The sequence below is a fragment of the Pseudoalteromonas sp. S408 genome (assembly GCF_005886645.1).
In the GTDB taxonomy this organism is placed as follows: domain Bacteria; phylum Pseudomonadota; class Gammaproteobacteria; order Enterobacterales; family Alteromonadaceae; genus Pseudoalteromonas.
Genome location: NZ_PNDY01000007.1, coordinates 264,140 through 287,605, shown reverse-complemented (window position 1 = coordinate 287,605; position 23,466 = coordinate 264,140). Strand labels below are relative to the sequence as shown.

Here is a 23,466-nt window from a genome sequence, read left to right as displayed (position 1 = left end):
CGAGTGGATTTAGAGGATGTAAATCAACCAAATATAAAAGAGGTGGGAGTTACGTGGCGACCATAATAAATAGATTGCAACATGCCTTGGCTAAAACAACCTCTCAATGAAGGGTAATCAGATCAAAATGATAATAGAGCTAAGCTAAAGTAATGCTATTAAAGTGTAACTTTTAACATATTGTTTAGCTAAGGCCTTTAATTTTTTAACGTTAAATGTAAAGGCTAACACTATAAAGTCAGCCCTTATTTAGAATGAAATTTTTATTTTTCAGCTTTATAAACAATACCCGCTTTCATAACGAAAGGAATTTGCTCTAATGTAGAAATGTTTTTTAATGGGTTTCCCTCTACTGCAATAATATCTGCAGCAAATCCGGTTTTTATTTGCCCGAGCGTATTTTGCATTTTTAAAAGCTTGGCACTGTTTATAGTTGCTGATTGAATGGCTTGCAGTTCAGTCATGCCAAATTCAACCATGCGTGAAAATTGCTTTGCATTATCACCATGTGGGTAGATGGCCGCATCGGTTCCAAAGACCATATTTACACCGGCTTTAACTGCTCTGCTAAAGCTATCTCTTTGTTTTTTTGAAACTTGACGTTCTTTATTTAAGTTTTCTTCGTCTACACCATTTTGTTCGCCAAAGCTTAATGTATATTCTGTGTTGTATATGTCCATTGAAAGCCAAGTCCCATGCTTTTTAGCCAAGGCAATGGCTTCATCGTCTAAAAAGCTTGCGTGTTCTACGCTGTCAACGCCTGCAATAATGGCTGTTTTAATCCCACTTGTACCATGTGCATGAGCAGCAACAGGAAGGTCGCGCATGTGTGCTTCTTCAACAATGGCCTTCATTTCTTCTAGTGAGTATTGTTGTACTCCTACTTTTGTGCCCTTTGAAAATACACCGCCTGTTGCGCAAAACTTTATAGCATTAGCTCCATACTTTATATTTTCACGCACTTTTGTCCTTACGGCCCATGGCCCATCGGCTACGCCTGTTGAGGTATATTTTAACTCAGGCGGTAAGCGGTTATTGTCACAATGCCCGCCTGTTATACCAAGAGATGGACCTGCAGCCCAAATTCTTGGGCCTATAATATCACCTGCATTAATACCGTCACGCACCGCAATAACACTATAACCATCTGCGCCTACATTTCTCACAGTGGTAAAACCGGCTTCGAGTGTTTTTTTAGCAAAATAGGCCGATTTAACGGCCATGCGTGGGATTGACTGACCTAACCGCTCACTACGTGAAACAGTAGGATCACTTGTTAAATGCACATGCATATCCATTAAGCCTGGCACTAATGTTAACTGCGGTAGATTTATATGTTCATCACTTTTGCCAACTAGCGGCTTTTTGTTGCGTTCTATCGAGGTGATCACGCCGTTATCAACAGTAATAAGAGGGGATTGAATAAGTGTGCCATTTTCTACATCTAACATGGCCTTTGCAGAAATGTAGGTAACTGCTTGAGTGGGTAGACTACTCAAACATAACATGGCGACTGAGGCTGATAACAGGTGCTTTTTCATTTTTTAATTCTTTTATATGACATTAAAGTTATTTTGACTTTACCAAGCTTAAGTAAAAGTGCAATAAAATAACGACTAAGTAACTACTTTATTTAGCTTAATTTAAAGCTCATAATCGGTTTGTATTTTTTAAAAGGATTAACATGAAATTATTAAAATTAGCACTTGTGGCTACATCAGTGATGGGTGCTTTAACGGGGTGTAGCAATACTGCGCCTCAACAAAGTAATAGTAAACCGGTTTCTTCATTTATAAATGCTGTGGTGTCAGAGCTATCTGCTGAGCAACAACTTGATGTGCTAGTTAACCAATATTATGAAGAGTCACTCACGTTTGCACCAATTCGTGCTACATACAGCGGAAAAAATGAATTTAATGATGTATTCACACCTGAGATCTCAGTTTTAAATCGTGATAAAAAAGCGGCTTTTTATAAAAAGTATCAACAACGCCTTGGCTACATTGATTCCGAGCAGTTAACAGGGCAAGCGCTATTAAGTTATGAAATTTTAAAGCGCGACTTAGCACTTAATTTAGAAGGAATGCAGTTTCCTAGTTATCTTTTGCCAATAAATCAAATGTCGGGTGCGCATAATATTTTTGCGGGCTTTGGCTCTGGTCAAAGTGCACAACCTTTCAAAACTATGAACGATTACGCTAATTTCATAAAACGCAGTGATGGGTTTGTTAAGTGGCTTAAAAGTGTTGAGCTTTCTATGGCTGAAGGTATAAAACAAAATATTGTTTTACCTTCTCCACTTGCAAAAAAATTAGCGCCACAATTTAGTGCGCATGTTGTCAATAAGGCTGAAGACTCACTGTTTTGGGGGCCTATCAATAATTTACCAGACTCGTTTACAGCAGAGCAAAAACAAGAAATAACAGCCCAATACCGTGATTTGATCATGACGCAATTAGTCCCCGCTTATCAAAGCATGCACACATTTTTAATTAATGACTATATTCCTAATAGTCGTGCTTCAGTAGGCTACAGCGATTTTACCAATGGTAAAGCTTGGTACGAATATCAAATAAAGAAAAACACAACACTTAGCCTGTCTGCCGATGAAATTCATGATATAGGTTTAAGTGAAGTATCTCGTATTTTAAGTGAAATGAAACAGGTCAAACAAACAGTCGGCTTTGATGGCGATTTACCTGCATTTTTTACTCATCTACGTGATTCTGATGAGTTTTACTTTAATACCGCTGAAGAGCTTGTTGAAGCGTACGAAAACGTTAAGAAGAAAATAGATGCTAAAGTACCGCTGTTATTTGATGTTGCGCCTAAAGCCCCTTACGTTGTTAAACCAGTTGAAGCGTACCGTGCGCAATCTGCGGCAGGTGCTTCTTATGCTGCTCCAGCCCCAGACGGTTCTCGCCCAGGTATTTTTTATATTAATACATTTAATTTAAAAGCACAGCCTAAGTTTTTGCTGGAAACACTCTCGATTCATGAAGCGGCGCCGGGTCATCACTTTCAAATTGCTCTTCAACAAGAAATTGACGGCTTACCTGATTTTCGTAAATTTGGAGGGTATACTGTTTTTGCAGAAGGGTGGGCGCTTTATGCTGAAAGCTTAGGAAAGGAGCTTGGTTTATTTACCGACCCGTATATGTGGTACGGGCGTTTAGCCGACGAGCAATTACGAGCCATGCGCTTAGTACTCGACACCGGTTTTCATGCAAAAGGATGGACACGCGAGCAAGGTATACAATATATGCTTGCCAACTCTTCAATGGCTAAAAGTGATGTCGTTGCAGAGGTGGAGCGTTATATTGCGTGGCCCGGGCAAGCTCTCTCATACAAATTAGGAGAGTTTAAAATTAAAGAACTTCGCGATTATTGTAAAAAAGAGTTAGGAAACCGGTTTGACATTAAGGCGTTCCATACGCAAATATTAATAGATGGTGCATTACCCATGCCTATTTTAGAGAAGAAAATTAAACGTTGGGTGCAGTCGCAGCAATAAACTACACGCAAAGCGAGTATCGTTTCAAGGTATTGGCTTTGCGCCATTTAATGCATTACGGTAGAATGCGCGCTCTAAAAGGGGCGTGAGTACACTATGTTTGATCAACAGTTAGCAAATACACAATTTTGGCTTAAAAAAAGCCTGAGCGAAATGAGCCAAAGTGAATGGGAAGCTATTTGTGATGGCTGTGGTAAGTGTTGTTTAAATACATTTATAGATAGTGAAGACGAAGATGATTTTGCCCCAACCGATCAGCTACGTGAAGGTGAGCAGCTTATTTTCACTAATATTGTGTGCCAGTATCTTGATAACAATACCTGTGGGTGTAGTGAATACGAAAACCGACAAACTTTGGTACCCTCTTGTGTAAAACTTACTAAAGAAAACCTTAAAGATATATTTTTTATGCCGCAAAGCTGCAGTTACCGACGTTTACACGAAGGACGAGGTCTTGCATCGTGGCATCCGCTAGTGAATAACGGCGATAAAAGTCACATGCACGAACTCGGTATTTCAGTGAAAGACAAAACAGTGAAAGACTGTGATGTAAAATTAGATGACTTTGATTTATATATTGCAGAATGGCCAACAAAGGATTGCGATTAATGAGTAAGTTACAAGCAAGTATTGGCTTAATAAACCCAAAAAGCCCCACCAACGTTGGCGGCGTTTTGCGAGCTGCAGGGTGTTACGATGCAAATCAGGTTTACTTTACGGGTAATCGTTATCTTAACGCAAAAAAGTTTCATACCGACACTAAAAATGTGGTTGAGCGTATTCCCTTAACACCTACGGATTGTTTGGAACAATGTAAACCGCAAGGAGCTACTGTCGTTGTTATTGAGCTCATTGAGGGGGCGACTCCTTTACCCGAGTTTGAGCACCCAGAAAATGCATTTTATGTATTTGGCCCTGAAGATGGCTCAGTTTCAAAAGACGTACTAAAGTGGTGCGACGAAGTCGTGTATATACCGACCATTGGCTGTATGAACCTTGCAGCAACCTGTAATGTCGTGCTTTATGATAGGCTTGCTAAATTAGGTGGCGTTAAAAGTAGCGATGACACCATAATAAGCTCGCGCGATACTAACAACAAAATGAAATGGGTAAAACCAGCTTAATATCTTCCTTTAAACGCCAATAAACCTTATTAATTGGCGTTTAAACTTTGTATACATTCCCCTTTTAACGCTTACTTAGAGTCCTTTTAATTAAATTTTATTTCACTGCTCGTATGTGAACTACACTTAACTAAATAAATTTATGATAATTTTAATATGCATATTGTTATTATTTTATTAGCGTTAGTTAGTTGTTTTAGTACTGCAAGTACATCAGTGAGTTATCTTAACAAAAGCACACTTACCACTGTTGAGGGTCAGCGTTATAAGTCAGGAGTATTATATAAATCACCTAACAATAAGCGTACTTTGCATATTGCTACTTTGAACTGGCCGCCTTACATAAGCGATAGCCTTTGCAATAAAGGTTGGGTTTATCATTTTGCTGTTGCTTTACTAAATAGCCGAGGTTATGACGTTTATATCGAGTTTTTACCTTGGGCGAGAGCTGTACGAAATGTTGAAATAGGGAAAGCCGATATTTTAATGCCTGAATATTTTATAGAAGACACAGCCCCCTCTGACTTTGTTGAAAATAGAACCAGACGAGAGTTATTAGGTATTTCAAATACATTTAAAGGTGGGAATATTGCTTTTTTAAAGCGTAAAAACTCACCGGGTATTTTTACAGGTAACTTAAATTCGTTAAAAAGTGCAAAAATAGGCGTTGTTAGAGGGTATCAAAATACCCCTGAGTTTGATGCAATGATGGATAACAATGAATTTAGTATTATAAGTGCTGTAGATGACCTACAACTAGTGCAGCTACTCGTTGCAGAACGTGTGGATCTTATTATTGGCGATCCAGTTGTATTGGCGTATTCAGTTAAATACTCAACATTGAATGACAATGCTAAATCAAAGTTGCTCAATTTTATAGAGCAAGATGGCAAGCCACTTCGTTATAACCCATTGTATTTTGCAATTAGTAAGCAAACACCCAACTGGCTTGAAGTACTTGAAGACATTAACCAGGCTTTATATCACTTTAACAATAGCGGCGAAACTAAGCGATTAATTGATGTAATTTCAGCTGAGTGTCCGAGCACAAGTTTGAATTGAATTGGAACGTTCTTATTTTGGTGTGATAAAAAAACTTATTAACAATGTAGAATCAGTTTAACTTGTTAATGGAGTGAAAATAAAAATGAGCACACTGAACACTAATCAACCCTATGGCGTGAATGAACAGCAAAAAAATAATTATCTGTTTCCTTTGACTGCCATGACTACCTTATTCTTTTTATGGGGATTCATAACCGTTTTAAACGACGTGCTTATTCCTAGATTAAAAGGTGTATTTGATCTCACATATTTTGAAGCAATGTTGGTGCAGTTTTGCTTTTTTGGTGCCTATTTCATTGTATCTATCCCTGCAGGTATTTTAGTTAAACAACTAGGCTATAAAAAAGGAATATTAACGGGGCTCATTGTTGCCTCTATTGGTTGTATGCTTTTTTACCCTGCCGTAGTGGTTCATGAATATTGGTTGTTTTTAGGTGCATTGTTTGTACTTGCTGCAGGTATAACGGTGTTACAGGTGTCTGCTAACCCATACGTTGCGGCTCTTGGTCCTGACAAAACAGCCTCTTCACGATTAAATTTAGCACAAGCACTTAATGCACTGGGCACTACTGTAGGGCCTTATGTAGGAGGGATTCTATTTTTCGGAACGGCAGGCACATTAGCAGCATCTGCTGCATCTGCAGAATCAGTAAAAGTACCTTACTTAATGCTAGCAGCGGCACTTTTACTCATTGCTATTGTGTTTGCATTTATTAAGTTACCAGAAATAGAAGCCCACAAAGATGACAGCACTGATACCGAAACGCGCTCATTAATGCAAGCACCGCATTTAACTATGGGGGTTATTGCTATTTTTTGTTATGTAGGTGGCGAAGTGGCCATTGGTAGTTTTTTAGTTAACTATTTTGGTGAAGCACACATCGCCGGGCTTGAAGAGCATGCAGCCGCTGCACTAATTAGTTATTACTGGGGTGGCGCTATGGTAGGGCGTTTTATTGGCTCTGCTTTATTACAGAAAATTGCGCCCTCTAAGGCTATTGCTTTTAATGCGATAAGTGTTATTGCTTTGTTATTAATCACTATCTTTACACAAGGTGACGTGGCTTTATATTCAGTACTGGCAATTGGTCTATTTAATTCAATTATGTTTCCGACTATTTTTTCTGTCGCAATTGAAAAATTAGGCGCGCTAACAAGTAAAGGCTCTGGTTGGTTATGTTTGGCTATCGTAGGTGGAGCTTTGGTTCCATTATTACAAGGATATATTGCTGATACTGTAAACATTCAAGATAGCTTTTTTGTTCCTATGCTATGTTATGTATTCATCGCTTGGTATGGTTTAAATGTGGTTCGTTTAGCTAAAAAGTGGTAAAGAGCAGGCTGTATAATAATGACTGAATACGTATTCAGTCATTATTAATCCTCCTTTTAACTGGAACATTCCAAAATGAGTTCTTATCTAAAATTAATTACTTAAAATTTACAATCAAGTTTACCTAATCCTTTTTTATTGTTTTTAAGTGGTATTTTCGTAAAAAGCGAAAATTGCTAAGACAATCCTCCCAATATTTGCTAAAACTAAACTGCTAAAAATTAAAAAATAAAGGGCATTTATGTTTGGGGCACTTAAGTTCACAACAAAAGTTACAATAGCAGCGTCAGTAGTACTTGTTTTGGTGTTAGGCTTATTTACCGTAAATAACTACACCACTTTAAAAAACCAAACACAAACGCAACTTGCTTTGGTGCTTCAACAAAACTCAGAGTCAGTGTCGCAAAACATTGCAAGCTGGCTAAATGCCAAACTATCAATCGTCAATGCGTTTGCCCAAACGCACAAACCATCTGATTCAAACACATTGACGCTTTCTCAATTAAATACGGCTGAATTAGCAGGTGACTTTAAAAATACTTATATAGGCCAATCAAACGGTAATTTTATTTTAAACGACCAAACAGTAGTTTTACCTCCTGATTTTGATGCGACGTCGCGCCCCTGGTATAAATTGGTTGAAAATAAAACCAACACCGCTTTTACAACTCCTTATATAGACGTAACAACCAATGAGCTAACTATATCTGCCGTTGTGCCTATAAACCACAATGATCGCTTTGTTGGGGTTGCAGGCGCTGATATAGACATGCAAACGGTCACAGACATTATTAACGACATTGACTTTTTAGGGTTAGGCTACGGCTTTTTGCTCGATGACAACGGTCAAATATTAAGCCACCAGCAAAGCAGCTTTAATTTAAAAAATATTTCAGCGCTTTTTGGCACTAAGCCACCTCTGAGTAGCGAGTTTGTTGAATATAAAATTGCAGGCGAAACTAAATTGGTTTCGTTTAATAAAATCCGTGGAATCGAAAATGTAAATTGGTATTTAGGGGTTGTTATAGATCAACACAAAGCATTTGAGAGTGTATCCAGTTTTGGTAAAACAGCATTTATATATTTAATTGTAGGTACGATAGTCATTGTAATTTTAATGCAATTTTTGCTTCGTTACTTAATGCGCCCAATGAATCGGTTAAATGATGCTATTAAAGATATTTCTCAAGGAGAGGGCGATTTAACACGTCGTTTAGAAATAGAAAATGACGATGAGTTTGGTGAGTTAAGTCATTCATTTAATGTGTTTATCGAAAAAATTCAATCTTCAATAGGGCAAGTTAAAGATACAACTGTCCTTCTTGATGGTGTTATAGCAAGCCTTCTAACGCAAACGCATTCATCACTTGCTATGTATGACGATCAAAGTATGCGTACTGATAGCGTTGCAGCTGCAATTAATCAATTTACAGGGATGACATCAGATATATTCAATAGTGCGTCTGACGCATCAACACTTGCAAAAGATGCAAATCAACACTCGACAAAAAATCAAGAAATATTAAGTAACAACGTTGCTGGGATTCACGAACTGTCTGCCAATATAGAGCAAGCTCAACAAACTATTAATAGCTTAAATGCACATACAGAAAGCATTGGTAATGTTTTAGAAGTGATTAAAGGCGTGAGTGAACAAACCAACTTACTTGCATTGAATGCGGCTATTGAAGCAGCTCGCGCAGGTGAAGCAGGTCGAGGTTTTGCAGTAGTGGCAGATGAAGTTCGACAATTAGCTCATCGCACCAAAGAATCAACACAAGAGATAGAAGAAACAGTTATAGAATTGCAAAAAGGGTCAACTTTGGCGGTTGAGTTAATGAAAACAAGCTTGCAAGGCAGCGAAAAAAGCGTGTCAGAAGCGGATGCTGTTGGTGAATTAATGCAGCAAGTAATAGAAGATATAAAACAAATAAGCGCTGCCAATCATGTTGTTGCTGGCGCTACAGAAGAGCAAAATCAAGTTGTTAAATCACTTGATGCGGATATACAAACCATCAGCGAGTTGTCGATTCAAAGTAAAACCAACCTAAATAATACGCTAAACGAATGCACAAAACTGAGGCAACAATTCGGTGATTTAGAACAAATGGTTAAAAAGTTCAAAGTATAAATATGGAAAAGGAAACCTTGAGCAAGTCGAGCTGGCGCAATTTAATTAACATAGATAGCGTTTACAATTCTGACAGACAGCGTCAAGCATTTTCGTTATTTGCAATGATAGCCTTCGCAATTGTTGTGTTAGGTTTTTTACTTTTAGCTAATTATGATGTGTATTCACCTATTCTCAGTGTCGCTTTGCTCGTTGCTAATATGACGATTATTGCCTGTACCGTTTACTTTTTTAAAACAGGTAAACTAGAGGTTGTATCTATAACGACCATGTCGATCATATTTATTATGTGTATTGCGCTGATATATACGGGGGGGAAAGAAAACACGGCGCTTTACTGGCTTATGTTTTACCCAGTTGTTACTTTTGCAACGTTAGGAGTAAGATTGGGCTTTTGGCTAAGTTTTAGTCTGATCCTTTGCTGTATAGCGCTTTTATATGGTCCTAATTTTGGACAAGTCGATTACGGCATTGTTGAAAAATCACGCTTTATGGCTTCGTTTAGTTTGGTATTTACGTTTTCGTTTATTGGTGAATTTTTTAGGCAAAAAAGTCACGCGTCTATTGCTGAAATCACATTGGCACAAAAAAAGGATGCGTATACCGATCAGTTAACAGGAGCTGCTAACAGACGCTTTGTTACATCTCATTTTTTTAAACTGGTTAGCGATAATCCCGATATTTATTTACCGTTCTCAATTTTACTTTTGGACTTAGACCATTTTAAATCTATTAATGATAACTATGGCCATGACAGTGGTGATACGGTATTAATTGAATTTACTAAAATGTTAGAGTCACAATTTAGCCGTGATTCAATAAAAGCGCGTTATGGTGGGGAAGAGTTTGTGGTGATATTACCTAAAGAAACAATCGAAACCGCTGAAAAAGTTGCTAATAGTTTTAGAGAAAGTGTCGCCAATACAACGCTTTTGAATGTTGACAGCAAAAACGTAGCACTTACCTGCAGCATAGGTGTAGCACAAGTTAATAAGCTAACAGACTACAATGATGCGCTAAAACAAGCCGATCGATGCCTTTATAAAGCAAAGGAAACGGGTCGAAATAAAGTTGTCTCAGCTTTTACTTAGGAGTTGTTATGTTTCAAAGTAAGTTAATTTATATACACGATCCAATGTGTAGCTGGTGTTGGGGCTATGCGCCTACGTGGCTAAAATTAAAAGAACAGCTTGAGCACAAGATTATTGTTGAATATAAAGTGGGTGGTTTAGCACCCGATAGCCAGCAACCCATGGAAAAAGCAATGAAAGCAATGCTTGAAGAAACGTGGCATAAAATACAAAAGCAGTTAGGCACAGAGTTTAATTATGACTTTTGGCGTAATTGCGAGCCTCGTCGTTCTACTTATCCGGCTTGTAGAGCAGCTCTTATCGCGCGTAAAACCAATAAAGAAGCACAAATGATAGAAGCAATCCAGCATGCTTACTATTTAAATGCGCAAAATCCATCAGATGAAATCACGCTAGTAGAACTAGCTGAAGGAATCGGTTTTGAAAAGACTGCGTTTGCAGAAGAGTTAGCGTCATTATCACTAAATAATGAATTAAGTGACGAGCTTAATTTTATAAAAACGTTGCCTATTAACGGTTTTCCTTCTTTAGTGTTAATTCATAACAACAGCTACTACCCCATTGCGGTTGATTACACAGATTGGCAAAGTACCTATGACAAAATTAGTAGCATTATTGATTAATCGCTCTTCAACAGCCTGCTAGTTTATTTATTTTTAATTTACAAAACCTCTTTAATACCAAATTATGACAGCTGTCATAAAAGCGACTTTTTTGCGCAACATCCTTGTCATCTTTTATCTATAAACTTCCTTTCATTGAATTATTCAAACCAATAAATCTCTGTTTATTGGTTTGAAATACAACCTAGCAAATCCGCTAATTAACGAGTAAAGGTGTATGCGATGAAAGGCGTTAAACCATTAATCTTAGCTGGTATTGTGGCCGCAAGTGCAGCAGTACACGCTAACGATTTAGACAAGGTTATTGATAAAAGCAGTGAAATAAATATATCAGCTGCGCAATCACAAACAAAAATAGACAAGATTGCAGATTCAATGCAAGGTCGTTTACAGCAGTTTAAAACACTCAATAAAGAAATTGATGGTTTAGCTGTATACAACGCGCAGTTAACTAAACAACTTAATAATCAGATTGAAGAAATGGAATCGCTTAACCTATCAATGGATCAGGTTTCTATTATTGAGCGCCAAATTACCCCGCTTATGATGCGAATGATCACCGGTCTTGAGCAATTTGTATCGTTAGACATTCCTTTTTTACAAGACGAACGCGCAAAGCGTTTAGCATCACTTAAAGCCATGATGGACCGTGCCGACATTACGTCTAGTGAAAAATTTCGTCGTGTACTTGAAGCTTACCAAGTAGAGGTCGATTACGGGCGCACTATTGAAGCTTACACTGCATTGCTAGATGTAAACGGTAAAGATCGTGAAGTTGATTTTTTACGCATTGGCCGATTAGAGCTGATTTACCTAACGCGTGATGGTAAACACGCTGGTAGCTACAACACAGAGACCAAATCGTTTGAAGCTTTACCTGATTCAACAATAAGTCAAATAAATAAAGGTTTACGCATAGCGCGTAAACAACTTGCCCCAGACATGCTAACTCTGCCAGTACATGCAGCAGAATAAGAGGTTAAAAATGAAATTGTTTACTCAAATAACAAAAGTGGCGCTGTTTGCAACAAGCATTAGCTTTGCAGGTGTTAGCACTGCGGCAGAAACAATGGATCTAGATTCATTATTAAAAGCATTAGAGAGCGGTAAGTCTGCACAAAGCGAGCAAAACAAACAACGTGAACAAGAGTTCGCGTCTCGTCAAAGTGAACAAGTGCAAATGCTTAAAAACACACAAGCTAAACGTAATCAAATGCTTGTTGAATCAGAGCGACTTGAAACACAATTTGAAGAAAATGAAGTTAAACTTGCTAACTTAACCGATACCTTGTCAAAACGTATGGGGTCACTTAAAGAATTATTTGGTGTTCTACAGCAGGTAGCTGGAGACTCTAGCAATAAATTTGCAACGTCGGTTGTATCCGCTCAATTACCGGGTCGTAGTGACTTTATGGATGAGTTAGCTCAAAAAATGGGTTCAACGTCTAAACTAGCGTCAATTGAAGATATTGAAAAAGTTTGGTTTGAGCTACAACGTGAAATGACTGAACAAGGAAAAGTAAGTCGCTTTAATACAACCGTTATTATAGAGGGTGGTAATAAAGCAGAGCAAGAAGTTGTACGCGTTGGTGCGTTTAACTTAATTTCTGAGGGGCAATATTTAGAGTACAGCCCTGGGACAAATACACTGAGTGCGCTTACTCGTCAGCCAGTATCTCGTTATACCTCTACGGCTGCTGATTTACAAAATGCCAAAAGCGGTGTTGTACCGTTTGCATTAGACCCAACTGGCGGTTCTATTTTAGGCTTACTTGTTCAAGCACCTGATACATCAGAACAAGTACACCAAGGTGGTGCAGTTGGTTATGTTATTTTAGGTGTTGGCTTATTGGCTTTATTAATTGCTATTGAGCGTTTTATTTCATTGTTGCTTGTTGGCGGAAAAATTCGTCGTCAGCTAAAGGATTCGGTTGCTCGCGACGACAACCCATTAGGTCGTGTAATGAAAGTAAAAGACGACTACCCAAATGTAGCGTACGACACGCTTGAGCTTAAATTAAGTGAAGCAATTTTACGTGAAATGCCAAAAATTACCCGTAACTTAACGCTGATTAAAATCATCTCAGTGGTAGCCCCCCTGCTTGGCTTACTAGGTACCGTCACGGGCATGATCAACACATTCCAAGCTATTACATTATTTGGTACGGGCGACCCTAAACTAATGGCTGGTGGTATTTCTCAGGCACTAGTTACGACCGTACTTGGCTTAGTTGTCGCAATCCCAACTGTGTTTATTTATACATTACTAAATACACGTTCAAAAGGCTTATTGCTTATTTTACAAGAGCAAAGCGCAGGTATTATTGCAGAGCGAAGCGAGAAGGGAGAATAAACCATGGTGCTATTGATTGACTCAATCAATGCTATCCGTGATTTTCTCGACACCGGTGGCCAAGTCCTCTTGGTCATTGGAGTGTTAATCTTCGCGATGTGGTTATTGATACTCGAGCGATTTATATATTTTTTTAATGGTTTTCGTGGATATAAAAGCAGCGTTAAAGGCACATGGTCAACGCGTACCGAACGCAATAGCTGGAACGCGGAACAAATACGACAGGCTATGATTTCGCGAGCAAGTATGCGCTTGAATGCAAACCTTGCGCTTATAAATGTAATGGTGGCTTTATGTCCGCTGCTGGGCTTACTTGGCACAGTAACGGGCATGATAGAAGTGTTTGATGTAATGGCTATTACAGGTACAGGGAGTGCACGTTCAATGGCGTCAGGCGTATCTAAAGCGACAATTCCGACAATGGCGGGCATGGTCGGGGCGTTATCTGGGGTATTTGCCTCAACCTACTTACAACGTAAAGCCAAACGCGAAGTAGAACTACTTGAAGACAGCATGTTGCTAGATCACTAGATAAATTTTATGGGCGGCAAAATAAATCCCGCTCATATTAGGAGAATAAAAAATGAGAGCCCCTTTAGGTAACTTAATGCAAGAAGACGAAGCAGAAGAAATAAACATGACGCCTATGTTAGATGTTGTATTTATTATGCTTATTTTCTTTATTGTAACGGCATCGTTTGTAAAAGAAGCAGGCATTGACGTTAACCGCCCAGAAGCTGCAACTGCGGTTAAAAAAGAAAGAGCCAACATTTTAGTTGCTATTTCAGACAAAGGTGAAATTTGGATTAACAAACGCCAAATAGATGTTCGCGCTGTGCAAGCGAATATTGAACGCTTAAAAGCTGAAAACCCACAAGGTAGTGTTGTAATTCAAGCTGATAAAAAAGCGACTACCGATACGTTAATTAAAGTAATGGATGCCGCACGCGCTGCAGGTGTGTTTGATGTTTCAATTGCGGCTCAAGAAGCGTAAGGGTAAGTAATGCGTTATTTAGTAGCATTAATAGTAGCCGGTGTAGTCACGTTTATGCTGTTTTTGGGCATGCAAGCGCTTATAACCGGCGGCGAAGGGGCTATGAGTGAGCCTGCAAAAGGTAATGTACTTGATTTTGTTCGTTTGAAAAAAGAAGAAAGTGTTCAAAAGAAAGAGCGTAAACCACAAAAGCCACCTACGCCAAAAGAGCCACCACCACCCATGGAGTCGCCACAAATGCAAAGTAGTGATGCCAATGCCAACGCCAATAATTTTGATTTTGGCGCAAATGTTGATGCCGATGTTAATTTGGCGGGTGGCTTAGCACTGGAAACCAGTGATGGCGAATACTTACCTATTGTAAAAGTTGCTCCGGTTTATCCGCGTCGTGCTTTATCACGTGGCATTGAAGGGTATGTAATTGTTGAATTTACTGTTACAAAGCAAGGCACAGTTCGCGACCCTCAAGTATTAAAAGCTGAGCCTGAGTCGTTATTTGACCGAGCTGCAATGGATGCAGCCCTTAAATTTAAATACAAACCTCGTGTTGTCAATGGTGAAGCTGTTGAAGTGGCGGGTGTTCAGAACAAAATATCTTTTCAAATTGGCGGATAACAGCCAATTTTTAAAGTCTGTGAGGCGATTATGAAATTACTAACTACAGCTCAATTTTTAAAAGTAACACTACTTTGTACCACTGCGATAGGCATGAGTATTGTTACACCGAGTGCACTAACGTTGTTACCTGGCGTATCTATTACAAGTGCGCAAGCGGCGCAGCAGCAAAAAACTAAACGCGTACCTGCACTACGTGAAAAAGTGTACAGCCAATTAGCGCGTGCACAAAAACTGGCAGACGACGGTGATGTTAAAGCGGGACTTGAAGCGCTAGATAGCATTAATGAACGTTCTTCAAGTATGAACTCATACGAAATAGCCATGATGCATAATTTTTATGGGTTTATTTACTACAATCAGAACGACTTACCAAAAGCGATTGCTTCTTTCGAAAAAGTAGTAGCAGAAGAGGGTATCCCTGAAACATTACGTTTAAGTACCACTTTTAGCTTGGCGCAATTGGCTATGGCAAACAGTGATTACGACAAGGTTATTGCGTTTTTAGATAGTTGGGATGAAATTAACACTCAGCCAATCCCTGAAGGGTATTACTTACTTCGCGCCCAAACGTATTATCAATTAAAAGACTATAAGCAAGGGCTTAACTATATAACGAAAGTTATCTCATTAAGTGATGACGAAGGCAAAACGCCAAAAGAAAACTGGCTTGTGCTGCAACGCGCAATGTTTTACTCATTAAATCAAACCAATAAGGTTGTTGAAGTACTTGAACGTATGGTTAAACTTTACGACAAACCAGAGTATTGGGTACAACTTTCAGGTATGTATGGTGAAACCGGGCAAGAGAAAAAACAATTAGCCATCATCGAGGCAGCATACCAACAAGGTTTTTTAACTTCTAGAGCTGATTTACGCCAACTTGCACAAGTTTATTTATACAATGGGCTTGCATATAAAGCGGCACAAGTAATGAGTAAAGCAATTGATAAAGGCATTGCCGAACAATCAGCTAAAAACTATGCGTTTGTCGCTGAAGCAATGATCCAAGCAAAAGAAGATGAAAAGTCGATTACTTATTTTGTAAAGGCGGCTGATTTATCAGAGCATGGTAAATATGACCAACGTTTAGCTGAAGTTTACGTAAACATAGAGCAATACGACGATGCTGCTGATTCAGCTCGTAAAGCCCTTGATAAAGGCGGCCTTGATTTTGAATCAAATGCATTTGTTGCTTTAGGGATGGCGCAGTACAACCTACAAAATTTTGATGCGTCTATATTAGCGTTTGAACAAGCTGAAAAACACAAAAAATCTCAACGTTTAGCACAACAGTGGATCAAGTATGTAAAGCGTGAAAAAGTGCATGCAGAAACCCTAAAAACTGCGCTGCTTTAAATTTAAAACAACCAAACGCCAAAATTTTTGGTGTGTAATACCTATTTCATAATCGCACTACGCAAGCAGACTCAATAATAATTGAGTCGGCTTTTTTATTGTTTCTAAAATTAAGTTGTTGAATTTTAATAATATAGTTTTGTCATGTTATGTTTATTAAAGTGTAACTCCAGTGTCATATAGCTCCCGTAAGGTAAGCCCTGCTGATAACTCAAGTGACCTTAGCGCATTACTCAGTGCTTTAAAGTGACTTGAGTTTTTATAAAGCGCTAACAAAATAATTAAATACTTTAACGGAGTGAACAATGAAATTATCTGACTTATTCAAAGTTAGTTTGATTGCAACTGCAGTATCTTTAGCGGGTTGTGGTGGTGACTTAGTAGTATCTGAAGGCGACACAACAATTAATGAAGGCGATACAATAACAAACGTTGTTGAAGGCGGCTCAGACACAGGCGGTGAAACGTCATCTCGCGATGACTCACAAAACGGCACAACTGGTTTTCCTACCACTATTGATAACGCATTTGTTCAAGGTTTAGCTACTGATGTTTCTAGCGAATTTCCGGCAATTACAGACAAGCCAGTATATCGTCTAACAGCAGATACAACGTTCACTACTGATGCAACATTTACAAATGATGCACATTGGATTTTAAATGGTCGTACAGCGGTAGGTAATGACCGTGCAGATAACGCAAAGCTATACATTCAGCAAGGTACAACAATTATTGGTGAGTCAGGGGATGACTTTTTAGTTGTTCGTCGTGGTTCACAACTTGAGTCGGTTGGTACTGTAAGCCAGCCAATAACAATGACCTCAATTCAAGATGTAACAGGCGGCGAAACAGCCATTGGCCAATGGGGTGGTTTAGTATTATTAGGTAATGCACCTGCCAATTCATGTGGCGACCAAGAAGGTGAAGCAACTGCAGATGAACTTGCTAACTGTGGTGTCTCTGCAGAAGGCGATGCAGGTCAATTTGGTGGCGATGTTGCAGACGATGATTCGGGTACATTAAAGTATTTAATCGTTAAGCAAGCGGGTAAAACATTAGGTAACGGTGATGAGCTAAACGGTATTTCGTTTGCTGGTGTCGGTTCAGCTACAACAGTTGATTACATTCAAGTACACGAAAACCTTGATGACGGTATCGAGTTTTTTGGTGGTACAGTTAATGTAAGTAATGTTGTATTAACCAGTATTGGTGATGATTCACTTGATTGGTCGTTCGGTTGGACAGGCTCTGCAACAAACGTATACATTCAGCAAGCTGCAAACGTCGGTGATAACGCAATTGAAGCTGACAACTCTGAGTTTGATTCAAACGCTACACCATTAACCATGCCTACAGTTTCTAATGTAACAATTGTAGGTGCAGAAGGTAATAATGGTATTCGCTTGCGTGCAGGAACTGCAGGCGCATTAAGCAATGTATTCGTAACGGGTCCCGCTACTTACGAAAATTGTTTACGTGTGGGTTCAGACTCTGTACCTCGCGCAGAAGACGGCACACTGACTATTACTAATTCAATTGTTGCATGTCAAACAACGGCTAACAACTTTGGCAGCGAAGCGATTAATGGCGGCGATGTTAAATCGTGGTTTGAGGCGCAAGACGGCAACCAAACACTAACTCCAGCAGACTTAATGCTTGACGATAATGGTTACACACCACTTCCAGGTTCACCGCTTATTGCCAATGGTCAAATTGGTGCATTTAATGGCACAACCAATTGGATGGAAGGGTGGACTGTAGGTATTAATGGTGGCTTCCCAACCGATATTACAAATGCATTGGAGCAGGGTTTAGCGACTAATGTATCAAGTGAATTTCCACAAATTACCGATAAGCCAGTTTACCGCTTAACTGAAGATACTACATTTACAGCCGATGTAACGCTTACAAACGATGCTCATTGGATTTTAAATGGTCGTACTGCGGTAGGTAACGATCGTGCAGATGAAACAACGCTTTACGTTCAAGCGGGAACTACGCTAATTGGTGAAACAGGTGATGACTTTTTAGTTGTGCGTCGTGGTTCGCAAATTAACGCAAATGGTAATGCAACAGCGCCTATTACTATGACATCTATTCAAGATGTAACGGGTGGCGAAACAAATATTGGTCAATGGGGTGGTTTAGTATTACTTGGTAATGCACCTGCTAACTCATGTGGCGACCAGCAAGGTGAAACAACACCAGAAGAGCTCGCTAACTGTGGTGTATCGGCAGAAGGTGATGCCGGTCAGTTTGGTGGTGATATCAGCGATGATAACTCAGGTGTTCTTCGTTACATTGTTGTAAAACATGCTGGTAAAACACTAGGTAATGGTGATGAACTAAACGGTATTTCGTTTGCGGGCGTGGGCTCACAAACTAAAGTTGAATATATTCAGGTTCATCAAAATCTAGATGACGGTGTTGAGTTTTTTGGTGGTAGCGTTAATGTACGTAACATTGTACTGACTGATATTGGTGATGATGCATTTGACTGGTCGTTTGGTTGGACAGGTCGTGCACAAAACATCTACATTCAACAAAGTGCTGTTGAGGGCGATAACGCCATTGAAGCTGATAACTCTGAGTTTGATTCAAATGCAACGCCATTGACTAAGCCACTTATTTCTAACGTCACTATTGTAGGTGCCGATGGTACTAACGGTGTTCGTTTACGTGCAGGTACAGCGGGTGTGCTTCGCAATGTTGTTATCACTGGCCCAGATGGATATTCAAACTGTTTACGTGTAGGTTCTGACTCGGTAGCTAATGCAGAGTCGGGTGAGCTTTCTATTGAGAACTCAGTAGTAGCCTGTAATGAAGATAATAACTTCGGTAGCGAAGCGATTGCTGGTGGCAACGTTCAATCGTGGTTTGAAGGCCAAACGGGCAACCAAACACTCACCGCTGCAAGCTTAAGCTTAGCAACAGATGGATTTACACCTAAGTCTAGTTCACCTTTACTAGGCGCAGGTGTTGATACCTCTGACCTTGATTCGTTCTTCACTAAAACCGATTACATTGGTGCGTTTGATGGCGATAACAACTGGATGGAAGGGTGGACCGTTGCTATTAAACCTAGCTTTCCAACTGATATCCAAAACGCATTAGAACAAGGGTTAGCAACAGATGTCTCTGCTAGTTTCCCAGCTATTACCGATAAGCCAGTTTATCAGTTAAATTCTGATGTGGTATTCACCGCTGATGTGACACTAACAAACGATGCGCATTGGATCTTAAAAGGACGTACAGCTGTGGGTAATGACCGCGCTGATAACACAACATTGTATGTTCAGTTTGGTACAACATTAATTGGTGAATCGGGTGATGACTTCTTAGTTGTTCGTCGTGGTTCTAAAATTGAGGCGGTAGGCACAGCAACGCAGCCAATTACCATGACGTCTATTCAAGATGTGACGGGTGGCGAAACAACAATTGGTCAATGGGGTGGCTTAGTATTATTAGGTAACGCACCGGCCAACTCTTGTGGCGACCAAGAAGGTGAAGCAACTGCGGATGAACTTGCAAATTGTGGTGTATCTGCGGAAGGTGATGCTGGCCAATTTGGTGGTAATGACCCAGAAGATAACTCAGGTACGTTAAAGTATGTTGCTGTAAAACAAGCGGGCAAAACGCTAGGTAACGGTGATGAACTTAACGGTATATCACTGGCTGGTGTAGGTAGCCAAACAGAGCTAGATTACATCCACGTTCATGAAAACCTAGACGACGGCGTAGAGTTTTTCGGTGGTACTGCAAACATTAGCCACTTAGTGCTTACAAACATTGGTGACGATTCTCTAGATTGGTCATTTGGTTGGACGGGTAAAGCGCAATACGTACTTATTAAGCAATCAGGCTCTGAGGGCGATAACGCGATTGAAGCTGATAACTCTGAATTTGATTCAGATGCATCACCACTTACTATGCCTACTATTTCTAATGTAACCATTATTGGTGATGCAGGCGTAAACGGTATTCGCTTACGTGCAGGTACTGCCGGCATACTTAAAAACGTAGTGGTCACCGGCGGCGCAGATTACGCAAACTGTTTGCGTGTAGGTTCAGACTCAGCACCACGTGCCGAAGACGGTTCACTTAGTATTACTCACTCAGTGGTTGCGTGTGAAACAGCAAACAACTTTGGTACTCAAGCAATTGGTGATGGCAATGTTGAGTCTTGGTTCTTAGGTCAAGCTGGTAACTCAGTACAAGCTGCTGCAAGTCTTGCACTAGCGAGTAACGGTTACATGCCTTCAAGTGAGTCATTATTACTGGGTGCTGGTTTTGATTCGTCTAGCTTAGATAGTTACTTTGATAAAGTAGATTACATTGGTGCAATGGATGCACAAACAGACTGGACAGCGGGTTGGGTAAAAGTAGGTCTTTAACCTTAAACGCTTTAGGCCGGGCGAAAGCCCGGCTAATGTCTTGTTTTGTTTCGGAGTATAAAAATGAATTCTTATAAACCCTCTAAACTTGCCCTATCAACATTAAATTGCGCCGTTTTGGCTGCACTATTTGGTTGGTCGGTAAATACTGCCGCTGCTGCAGAAGCCGAAATTCAAGAGCAAGAAATAGAAGAAGTGGTTGCAGTAGGGCAACGACTCAAAGGGAGCGCAGGTGCAGTACTGCAAGAACGCCAAAATCAGGCGTTTGTTGCTGATATTATGGGTGCCGACCAAATTTCACGTACCGGCGATGGTGATGCAGCATCGGCTCTTCGCCGTGTTACAGGCTTAACCTTAGTTGATGGTAAATTTATATATGTGCGTGGTTTAGGTGAGCGTTACTCAAGTACACAATTAAATAGCATGTATGTACCAAGTCCCGATCCTACCCGCTCGGTTGTACCTCTTGATTTATTTCCATCTGAAATAATCGAAAGCTTAAGTGTACAAAAATCTTTTTCACCCGACATGCCAGCGCACTTTGGTGGTGGTAATGTAAATATTCGTACTAAATCAATTCCTTCTGACTTTTTATTTAAAGTAAAAGTAGGTACTGCGTACAACACATCAAATAGTGACACGGGTTACTTTTACGAAGGTGGTGATGATGACTGGATGGGGCGCGATGATGGTACGCGAGCTTTATCAGGTGTTTTTACTGATGCACTTACCAGCGACGTAGGCCTTGAAGGTAATATTAACTCTACGCTAGATGAGCGTAAAAACCTGATTCAATCGCTTGATTGGAATGTGGGTATTAGCAAGGAAGATGTTGACCCAGCTATGAGCTTTTCTGTTGCCGTGGGCGATAGATTTGAAAGCGAAATAGGTACGTTTGGTGTGCTTGGTGCTGTGTCCTATGACAACGAGTGGGAAGTTGTTCAAGAACAAAGTGGTTCAAGCTTAGGTAGTTTGGGCTGTGAGAACAAATGTTTTGCACAATATTACAATGGTACATCGACTGAACAAAATGTTCGTTGGAGCGGTACATTAAATTTAGGGTACGAACTTAATTCAAACCATAAGTTTGAGTTAACCAATATAGCTTTGCATGATATGAGCGATCGTGTTCGTAACCGTAGCTACTACGACGCTAACGAAACCGAAGAAGGTGAGACTGAACTTCGTCGTGTTGATATCAGCTATGAAGAGCGTGAAATGTTTTCTTCTCAGCTAAAAGGTACGCATAACTTTCCAGATTTAAATAACTTATTTGTTGATTGGTATGGTGGTTTAAGTCGCGCAAATCGAAACGCACCTGGTGGCTTAGATGTCGTTTTTCAACAAAACTTTAATAACGGCGTATTTGAGTCTGAGCAACTTCAAGATGTGGCTGCGACCAATATTACGCGTGAATACCAAGTACTTCACGATGACGTAGAAACGTTTGGTTGGAATATGGGGTTACCTTTTTATGGCGATGGTTACGAGCTTGAACTAAAAATTGGTGGAGATTTTTCAGAAAAAACGCGAGATGCAAGCAATGTTAAATTTGGCATAACGCACCGTGGTATAAGCGATGAGTTTACGTTTGGTAATAACATTAGCGATATTTTTGCCGATGCAAACACATCAAACGACGCCTTTTATACAAGTAGCACAGGCGCTGGTATTTTTGACGATGGTACAACTGACGGCGACAAATACAGTGCAGCGCATAAGTTAGATGCTTATTACTTTATGGCTGACTACTTTTTTGAAAATACGTGGCGTATTACTGGCGGTGTTCGCTGGGAAGATTTCAAGCAAGTATCGGTAGGGTATCAGGCACACAGCAATTTATTTGAAAATACCCTTGAAGAAATTCAAGACGTTGCGATAAACGAAAATAATTTTTTTCCATCGCTTGCTGTTACGTACATCATGGATGAAGAAATGCAGTTTCGTTTAAATGTCAGCGAAACCACCATTCGTCCTGACTTACGTGATGTAAGTACCTCGTTCTTTGTTGATCCGCTAACTGAATTTTTGGTTCGTGGTTCGCCTAGCTTACAAAGCTCTGAATTAACGAATGTTGATTTTAGGTTTGAATGGTATATGCCAACGGGTAACAACCTATCGATTGCCTTATTCTATAAAGATATAGAAAATCCAATTGAAATGGTCGAGCTTGCAGGTGTTGGTGGTGCGTCACCGCAGTTACTTACGGCGAATGCGCAATCGGGCAAACTTTCAGGTATTGAGGTCGACTTTTTAACCGACTTTGGTTTTATTAATAAAGATTGGTCGTCTGCATTTTTGTCGGGTAACGTAACGCTATCTGATTCAAGCGTTAATTTAGGTATAAATGACTCAGATAATGTCGATTCGTTATTTGAAGCTCAGCTTAAAGAAGCGCTAGAGGCTGATACTGTATCAAACATTGTTACTAATAATAAACGCCGTTTGGTAGGCCACTCTGAATGGGTTGCTAACTTACAAATGGGTTACGACTCAGATGATGGTTTTCATTCAACATCAGTTATTTATAACGTTTTTGGCCCACGAATTATCGTACCCGGTACGCGTGGAAATGAAGATGCTGAAGAAAAGTCGTTCCATTCTCTTGATTTAGTTTATTCTTACTTTCCTAACTTTAACTCTAAAGTTAATTTTAAAGTGAAGAATATCTTAGGCCAAGAAAAGCAAATAGAGCAAGAAGGGTTAACACTTTGGGGCCAAGAAACTGGCACCGAATTTAGCTTAAGCTACAGTTACGAGTTTTAACTTTATCGATCCAAACATAGTTCATTTATGTTCTTATTAGCCCTGTATTTTATACAGGGCTTTTTTATACCTTATTGATGCATGAAAAATATTTAAGTTCTATT

General features: G+C 39.7%; 17 protein-coding genes. 16 read left to right on the top strand and 1 reads right to left on the bottom strand.

What is annotated here, in order from left to right; translation table 11 throughout:
- Positions 1-263 precede the first annotated feature (263 nt).
- Complete coding sequence (locus CWB62_RS07720) at positions 264-1,541, bottom strand: Xaa-Pro dipeptidase (RefSeq protein ID WP_138528921.1); 1,278 nt, start codon at positions 1,539-1,541, stop codon at positions 264-266.
- A 143-nt stretch (positions 1,542-1,684) separates the two neighbouring features.
- Here CWB62_RS07720 and CWB62_RS07715 point away from each other — a divergent pair, with 143 nt between their 5' ends.
- The 16 genes from CWB62_RS07715 (at position 1,685) to CWB62_RS07640 (ending at position 23,362) form a co-directional block, all read left to right on the top strand.
- Positions 1,685-3,514, top strand: a complete 1,830-nt coding sequence (locus CWB62_RS07715; RefSeq protein WP_138528919.1) for a DUF885 domain-containing protein — start codon at positions 1,685-1,687, stop codon at positions 3,512-3,514.
- A 96-nt stretch (positions 3,515-3,610) separates the two neighbouring features.
- Complete coding sequence (locus CWB62_RS07710) at positions 3,611-4,123, top strand: YcgN family cysteine cluster protein (protein WP_058552291.1); 513 nt, start codon at positions 3,611-3,613, stop codon at positions 4,121-4,123.
- Positions 4,123-4,638: an RNA methyltransferase gene (locus tag CWB62_RS07705; RefSeq protein WP_058405309.1), complete on the top strand. Its 516-nt coding sequence runs from the start codon at positions 4,123-4,125 to the stop codon at positions 4,636-4,638. Before CWB62_RS07710 ends, CWB62_RS07705 begins: the two co-directional genes overlap by 1 nt.
- A gap of 156 nt (positions 4,639-4,794) precedes the next feature.
- On the top strand, positions 4,795-5,700 hold the full coding sequence (locus CWB62_RS07700) for a substrate-binding periplasmic protein (RefSeq protein WP_138528917.1): 906 nt from the start codon (positions 4,795-4,797) through the stop codon (positions 5,698-5,700).
- Positions 5,701-5,785: 85 nt separating this feature from the next.
- On the top strand, positions 5,786-7,036 hold the full coding sequence (gene fucP, locus CWB62_RS07695; protein ID WP_138528915.1) for an L-fucose:H+ symporter permease: 1,251 nt from the start codon (positions 5,786-5,788) through the stop codon (positions 7,034-7,036).
- 241 nt (positions 7,037-7,277) lie between these two features.
- Complete coding sequence (locus tag CWB62_RS07690; protein ID WP_138528189.1) at positions 7,278-9,167, top strand: methyl-accepting chemotaxis protein; 1,890 nt, start codon at positions 7,278-7,280, stop codon at positions 9,165-9,167.
- Between the two features lie 2 nt (positions 9,168-9,169).
- Positions 9,170-10,258 (top strand): GGDEF domain-containing protein, encoded by a 1,089-nt coding sequence (locus CWB62_RS07685; protein ID WP_138528191.1) that lies wholly within the window; start codon positions 9,170-9,172, stop codon positions 10,256-10,258.
- A gap of 8 nt (positions 10,259-10,266) precedes the next feature.
- Positions 10,267-10,881, top strand: coding sequence for a DsbA family protein (locus CWB62_RS07680; RefSeq protein ID WP_138528193.1), 615 nt, complete (start codon positions 10,267-10,269; stop codon positions 10,879-10,881).
- A 222-nt stretch (positions 10,882-11,103) separates the two neighbouring features.
- Positions 11,104-11,856: a DUF3450 domain-containing protein gene (locus CWB62_RS07675; RefSeq protein ID WP_138528195.1), complete on the top strand. Its 753-nt coding sequence runs from the start codon at positions 11,104-11,106 to the stop codon at positions 11,854-11,856.
- A 10-nt stretch (positions 11,857-11,866) separates the two neighbouring features.
- On the top strand, positions 11,867-13,234 hold the full coding sequence (locus CWB62_RS07670; RefSeq protein WP_058405316.1) for a MotA/TolQ/ExbB proton channel family protein: 1,368 nt from the start codon (positions 11,867-11,869) through the stop codon (positions 13,232-13,234).
- A gap of 3 nt (positions 13,235-13,237) precedes the next feature.
- Complete coding sequence (locus CWB62_RS07665) at positions 13,238-13,765, top strand: MotA/TolQ/ExbB proton channel family protein (RefSeq protein ID WP_138528197.1); 528 nt, start codon at positions 13,238-13,240, stop codon at positions 13,763-13,765.
- A gap of 52 nt (positions 13,766-13,817) precedes the next feature.
- Positions 13,818-14,228 carry an ExbD/TolR family protein gene (locus tag CWB62_RS07660; RefSeq protein WP_006793481.1) on the top strand — a complete coding sequence of 137 codons (411 nt, stop codon included), beginning with the start codon at positions 13,818-13,820 and terminating at the stop codon, positions 14,226-14,228.
- A 9-nt stretch (positions 14,229-14,237) separates the two neighbouring features.
- Complete coding sequence (locus tag CWB62_RS07655; protein WP_138528199.1) at positions 14,238-14,843, top strand: energy transducer TonB; 606 nt, start codon at positions 14,238-14,240, stop codon at positions 14,841-14,843.
- A gap of 30 nt (positions 14,844-14,873) precedes the next feature.
- A complete protein-coding gene (locus CWB62_RS07650; protein WP_138528201.1) occupies positions 14,874-16,202 on the top strand; it encodes a CDC27 family protein in 1,329 nt (442 codons plus the stop codon).
- 305 nt (positions 16,203-16,507) lie between these two features.
- Entirely contained in the window at positions 16,508-20,596 is a 4,089-nt protein-coding gene (locus CWB62_RS07645) for a beta-helix domain-containing protein (RefSeq protein WP_138528203.1), read from the top strand.
- A gap of 63 nt (positions 20,597-20,659) precedes the next feature.
- The gene (locus CWB62_RS07640) at positions 20,660-23,362 is read left to right on the top strand and encodes a TonB-dependent receptor domain-containing protein (RefSeq protein ID WP_138528205.1); all 2,703 of its coding nucleotides are present in this window, start codon (positions 20,660-20,662) and stop codon (positions 23,360-23,362) included.
- Positions 23,363-23,466: the final 104 nt, after the last annotated feature.

Excerpts from the sequence above, each read along its gene's own strand:
- CWB62_RS07720 (WP_138528921.1), bottom strand. The coding sequence starts at position 1,541 with ATGAAAAAGCACCTGTTATCAGCCTCAGTCGCCATGTTATGTTTGAGT.
- CWB62_RS07715 (WP_138528919.1), top strand. The coding sequence starts at position 1,685 with ATGAAATTATTAAAATTAGCACTTGTGGCTACATCAGTGATGGGTGCT.
- CWB62_RS07710 (WP_058552291.1), top strand. The coding sequence starts at position 3,611 with ATGTTTGATCAACAGTTAGCAAATACACAATTTTGGCTTAAAAAAAGC.
- CWB62_RS07705 (WP_058405309.1), top strand. The coding sequence starts at position 4,123 with ATGAGTAAGTTACAAGCAAGTATTGGCTTAATAAACCCAAAAAGCCCC.
- CWB62_RS07700 (WP_138528917.1), top strand. The coding sequence starts at position 4,795 with ATGCATATTGTTATTATTTTATTAGCGTTAGTTAGTTGTTTTAGTACT.
- fucP (WP_138528915.1), top strand. The coding sequence starts at position 5,786 with ATGAGCACACTGAACACTAATCAACCCTATGGCGTGAATGAACAGCAA.
- CWB62_RS07690 (WP_138528189.1), top strand. The coding sequence starts at position 7,278 with ATGTTTGGGGCACTTAAGTTCACAACAAAAGTTACAATAGCAGCGTCA.
- CWB62_RS07685 (WP_138528191.1), top strand. The coding sequence starts at position 9,170 with ATGGAAAAGGAAACCTTGAGCAAGTCGAGCTGGCGCAATTTAATTAAC.
- CWB62_RS07680 (WP_138528193.1), top strand. The coding sequence starts at position 10,267 with ATGTTTCAAAGTAAGTTAATTTATATACACGATCCAATGTGTAGCTGG.
- CWB62_RS07675 (WP_138528195.1), top strand. The coding sequence starts at position 11,104 with ATGAAAGGCGTTAAACCATTAATCTTAGCTGGTATTGTGGCCGCAAGT.
- CWB62_RS07670 (WP_058405316.1), top strand. The coding sequence starts at position 11,867 with ATGAAATTGTTTACTCAAATAACAAAAGTGGCGCTGTTTGCAACAAGC.
- CWB62_RS07665 (WP_138528197.1), top strand. The coding sequence starts at position 13,238 with ATGGTGCTATTGATTGACTCAATCAATGCTATCCGTGATTTTCTCGAC.
- CWB62_RS07660 (WP_006793481.1), top strand. The coding sequence starts at position 13,818 with ATGAGAGCCCCTTTAGGTAACTTAATGCAAGAAGACGAAGCAGAAGAA.
- CWB62_RS07655 (WP_138528199.1), top strand. The coding sequence starts at position 14,238 with ATGCGTTATTTAGTAGCATTAATAGTAGCCGGTGTAGTCACGTTTATG.
- CWB62_RS07650 (WP_138528201.1), top strand. The coding sequence starts at position 14,874 with ATGAAATTACTAACTACAGCTCAATTTTTAAAAGTAACACTACTTTGT.
- CWB62_RS07645 (WP_138528203.1), top strand. The coding sequence starts at position 16,508 with ATGAAATTATCTGACTTATTCAAAGTTAGTTTGATTGCAACTGCAGTA.
- CWB62_RS07640 (WP_138528205.1), top strand. The coding sequence starts at position 20,660 with ATGAATTCTTATAAACCCTCTAAACTTGCCCTATCAACATTAAATTGC.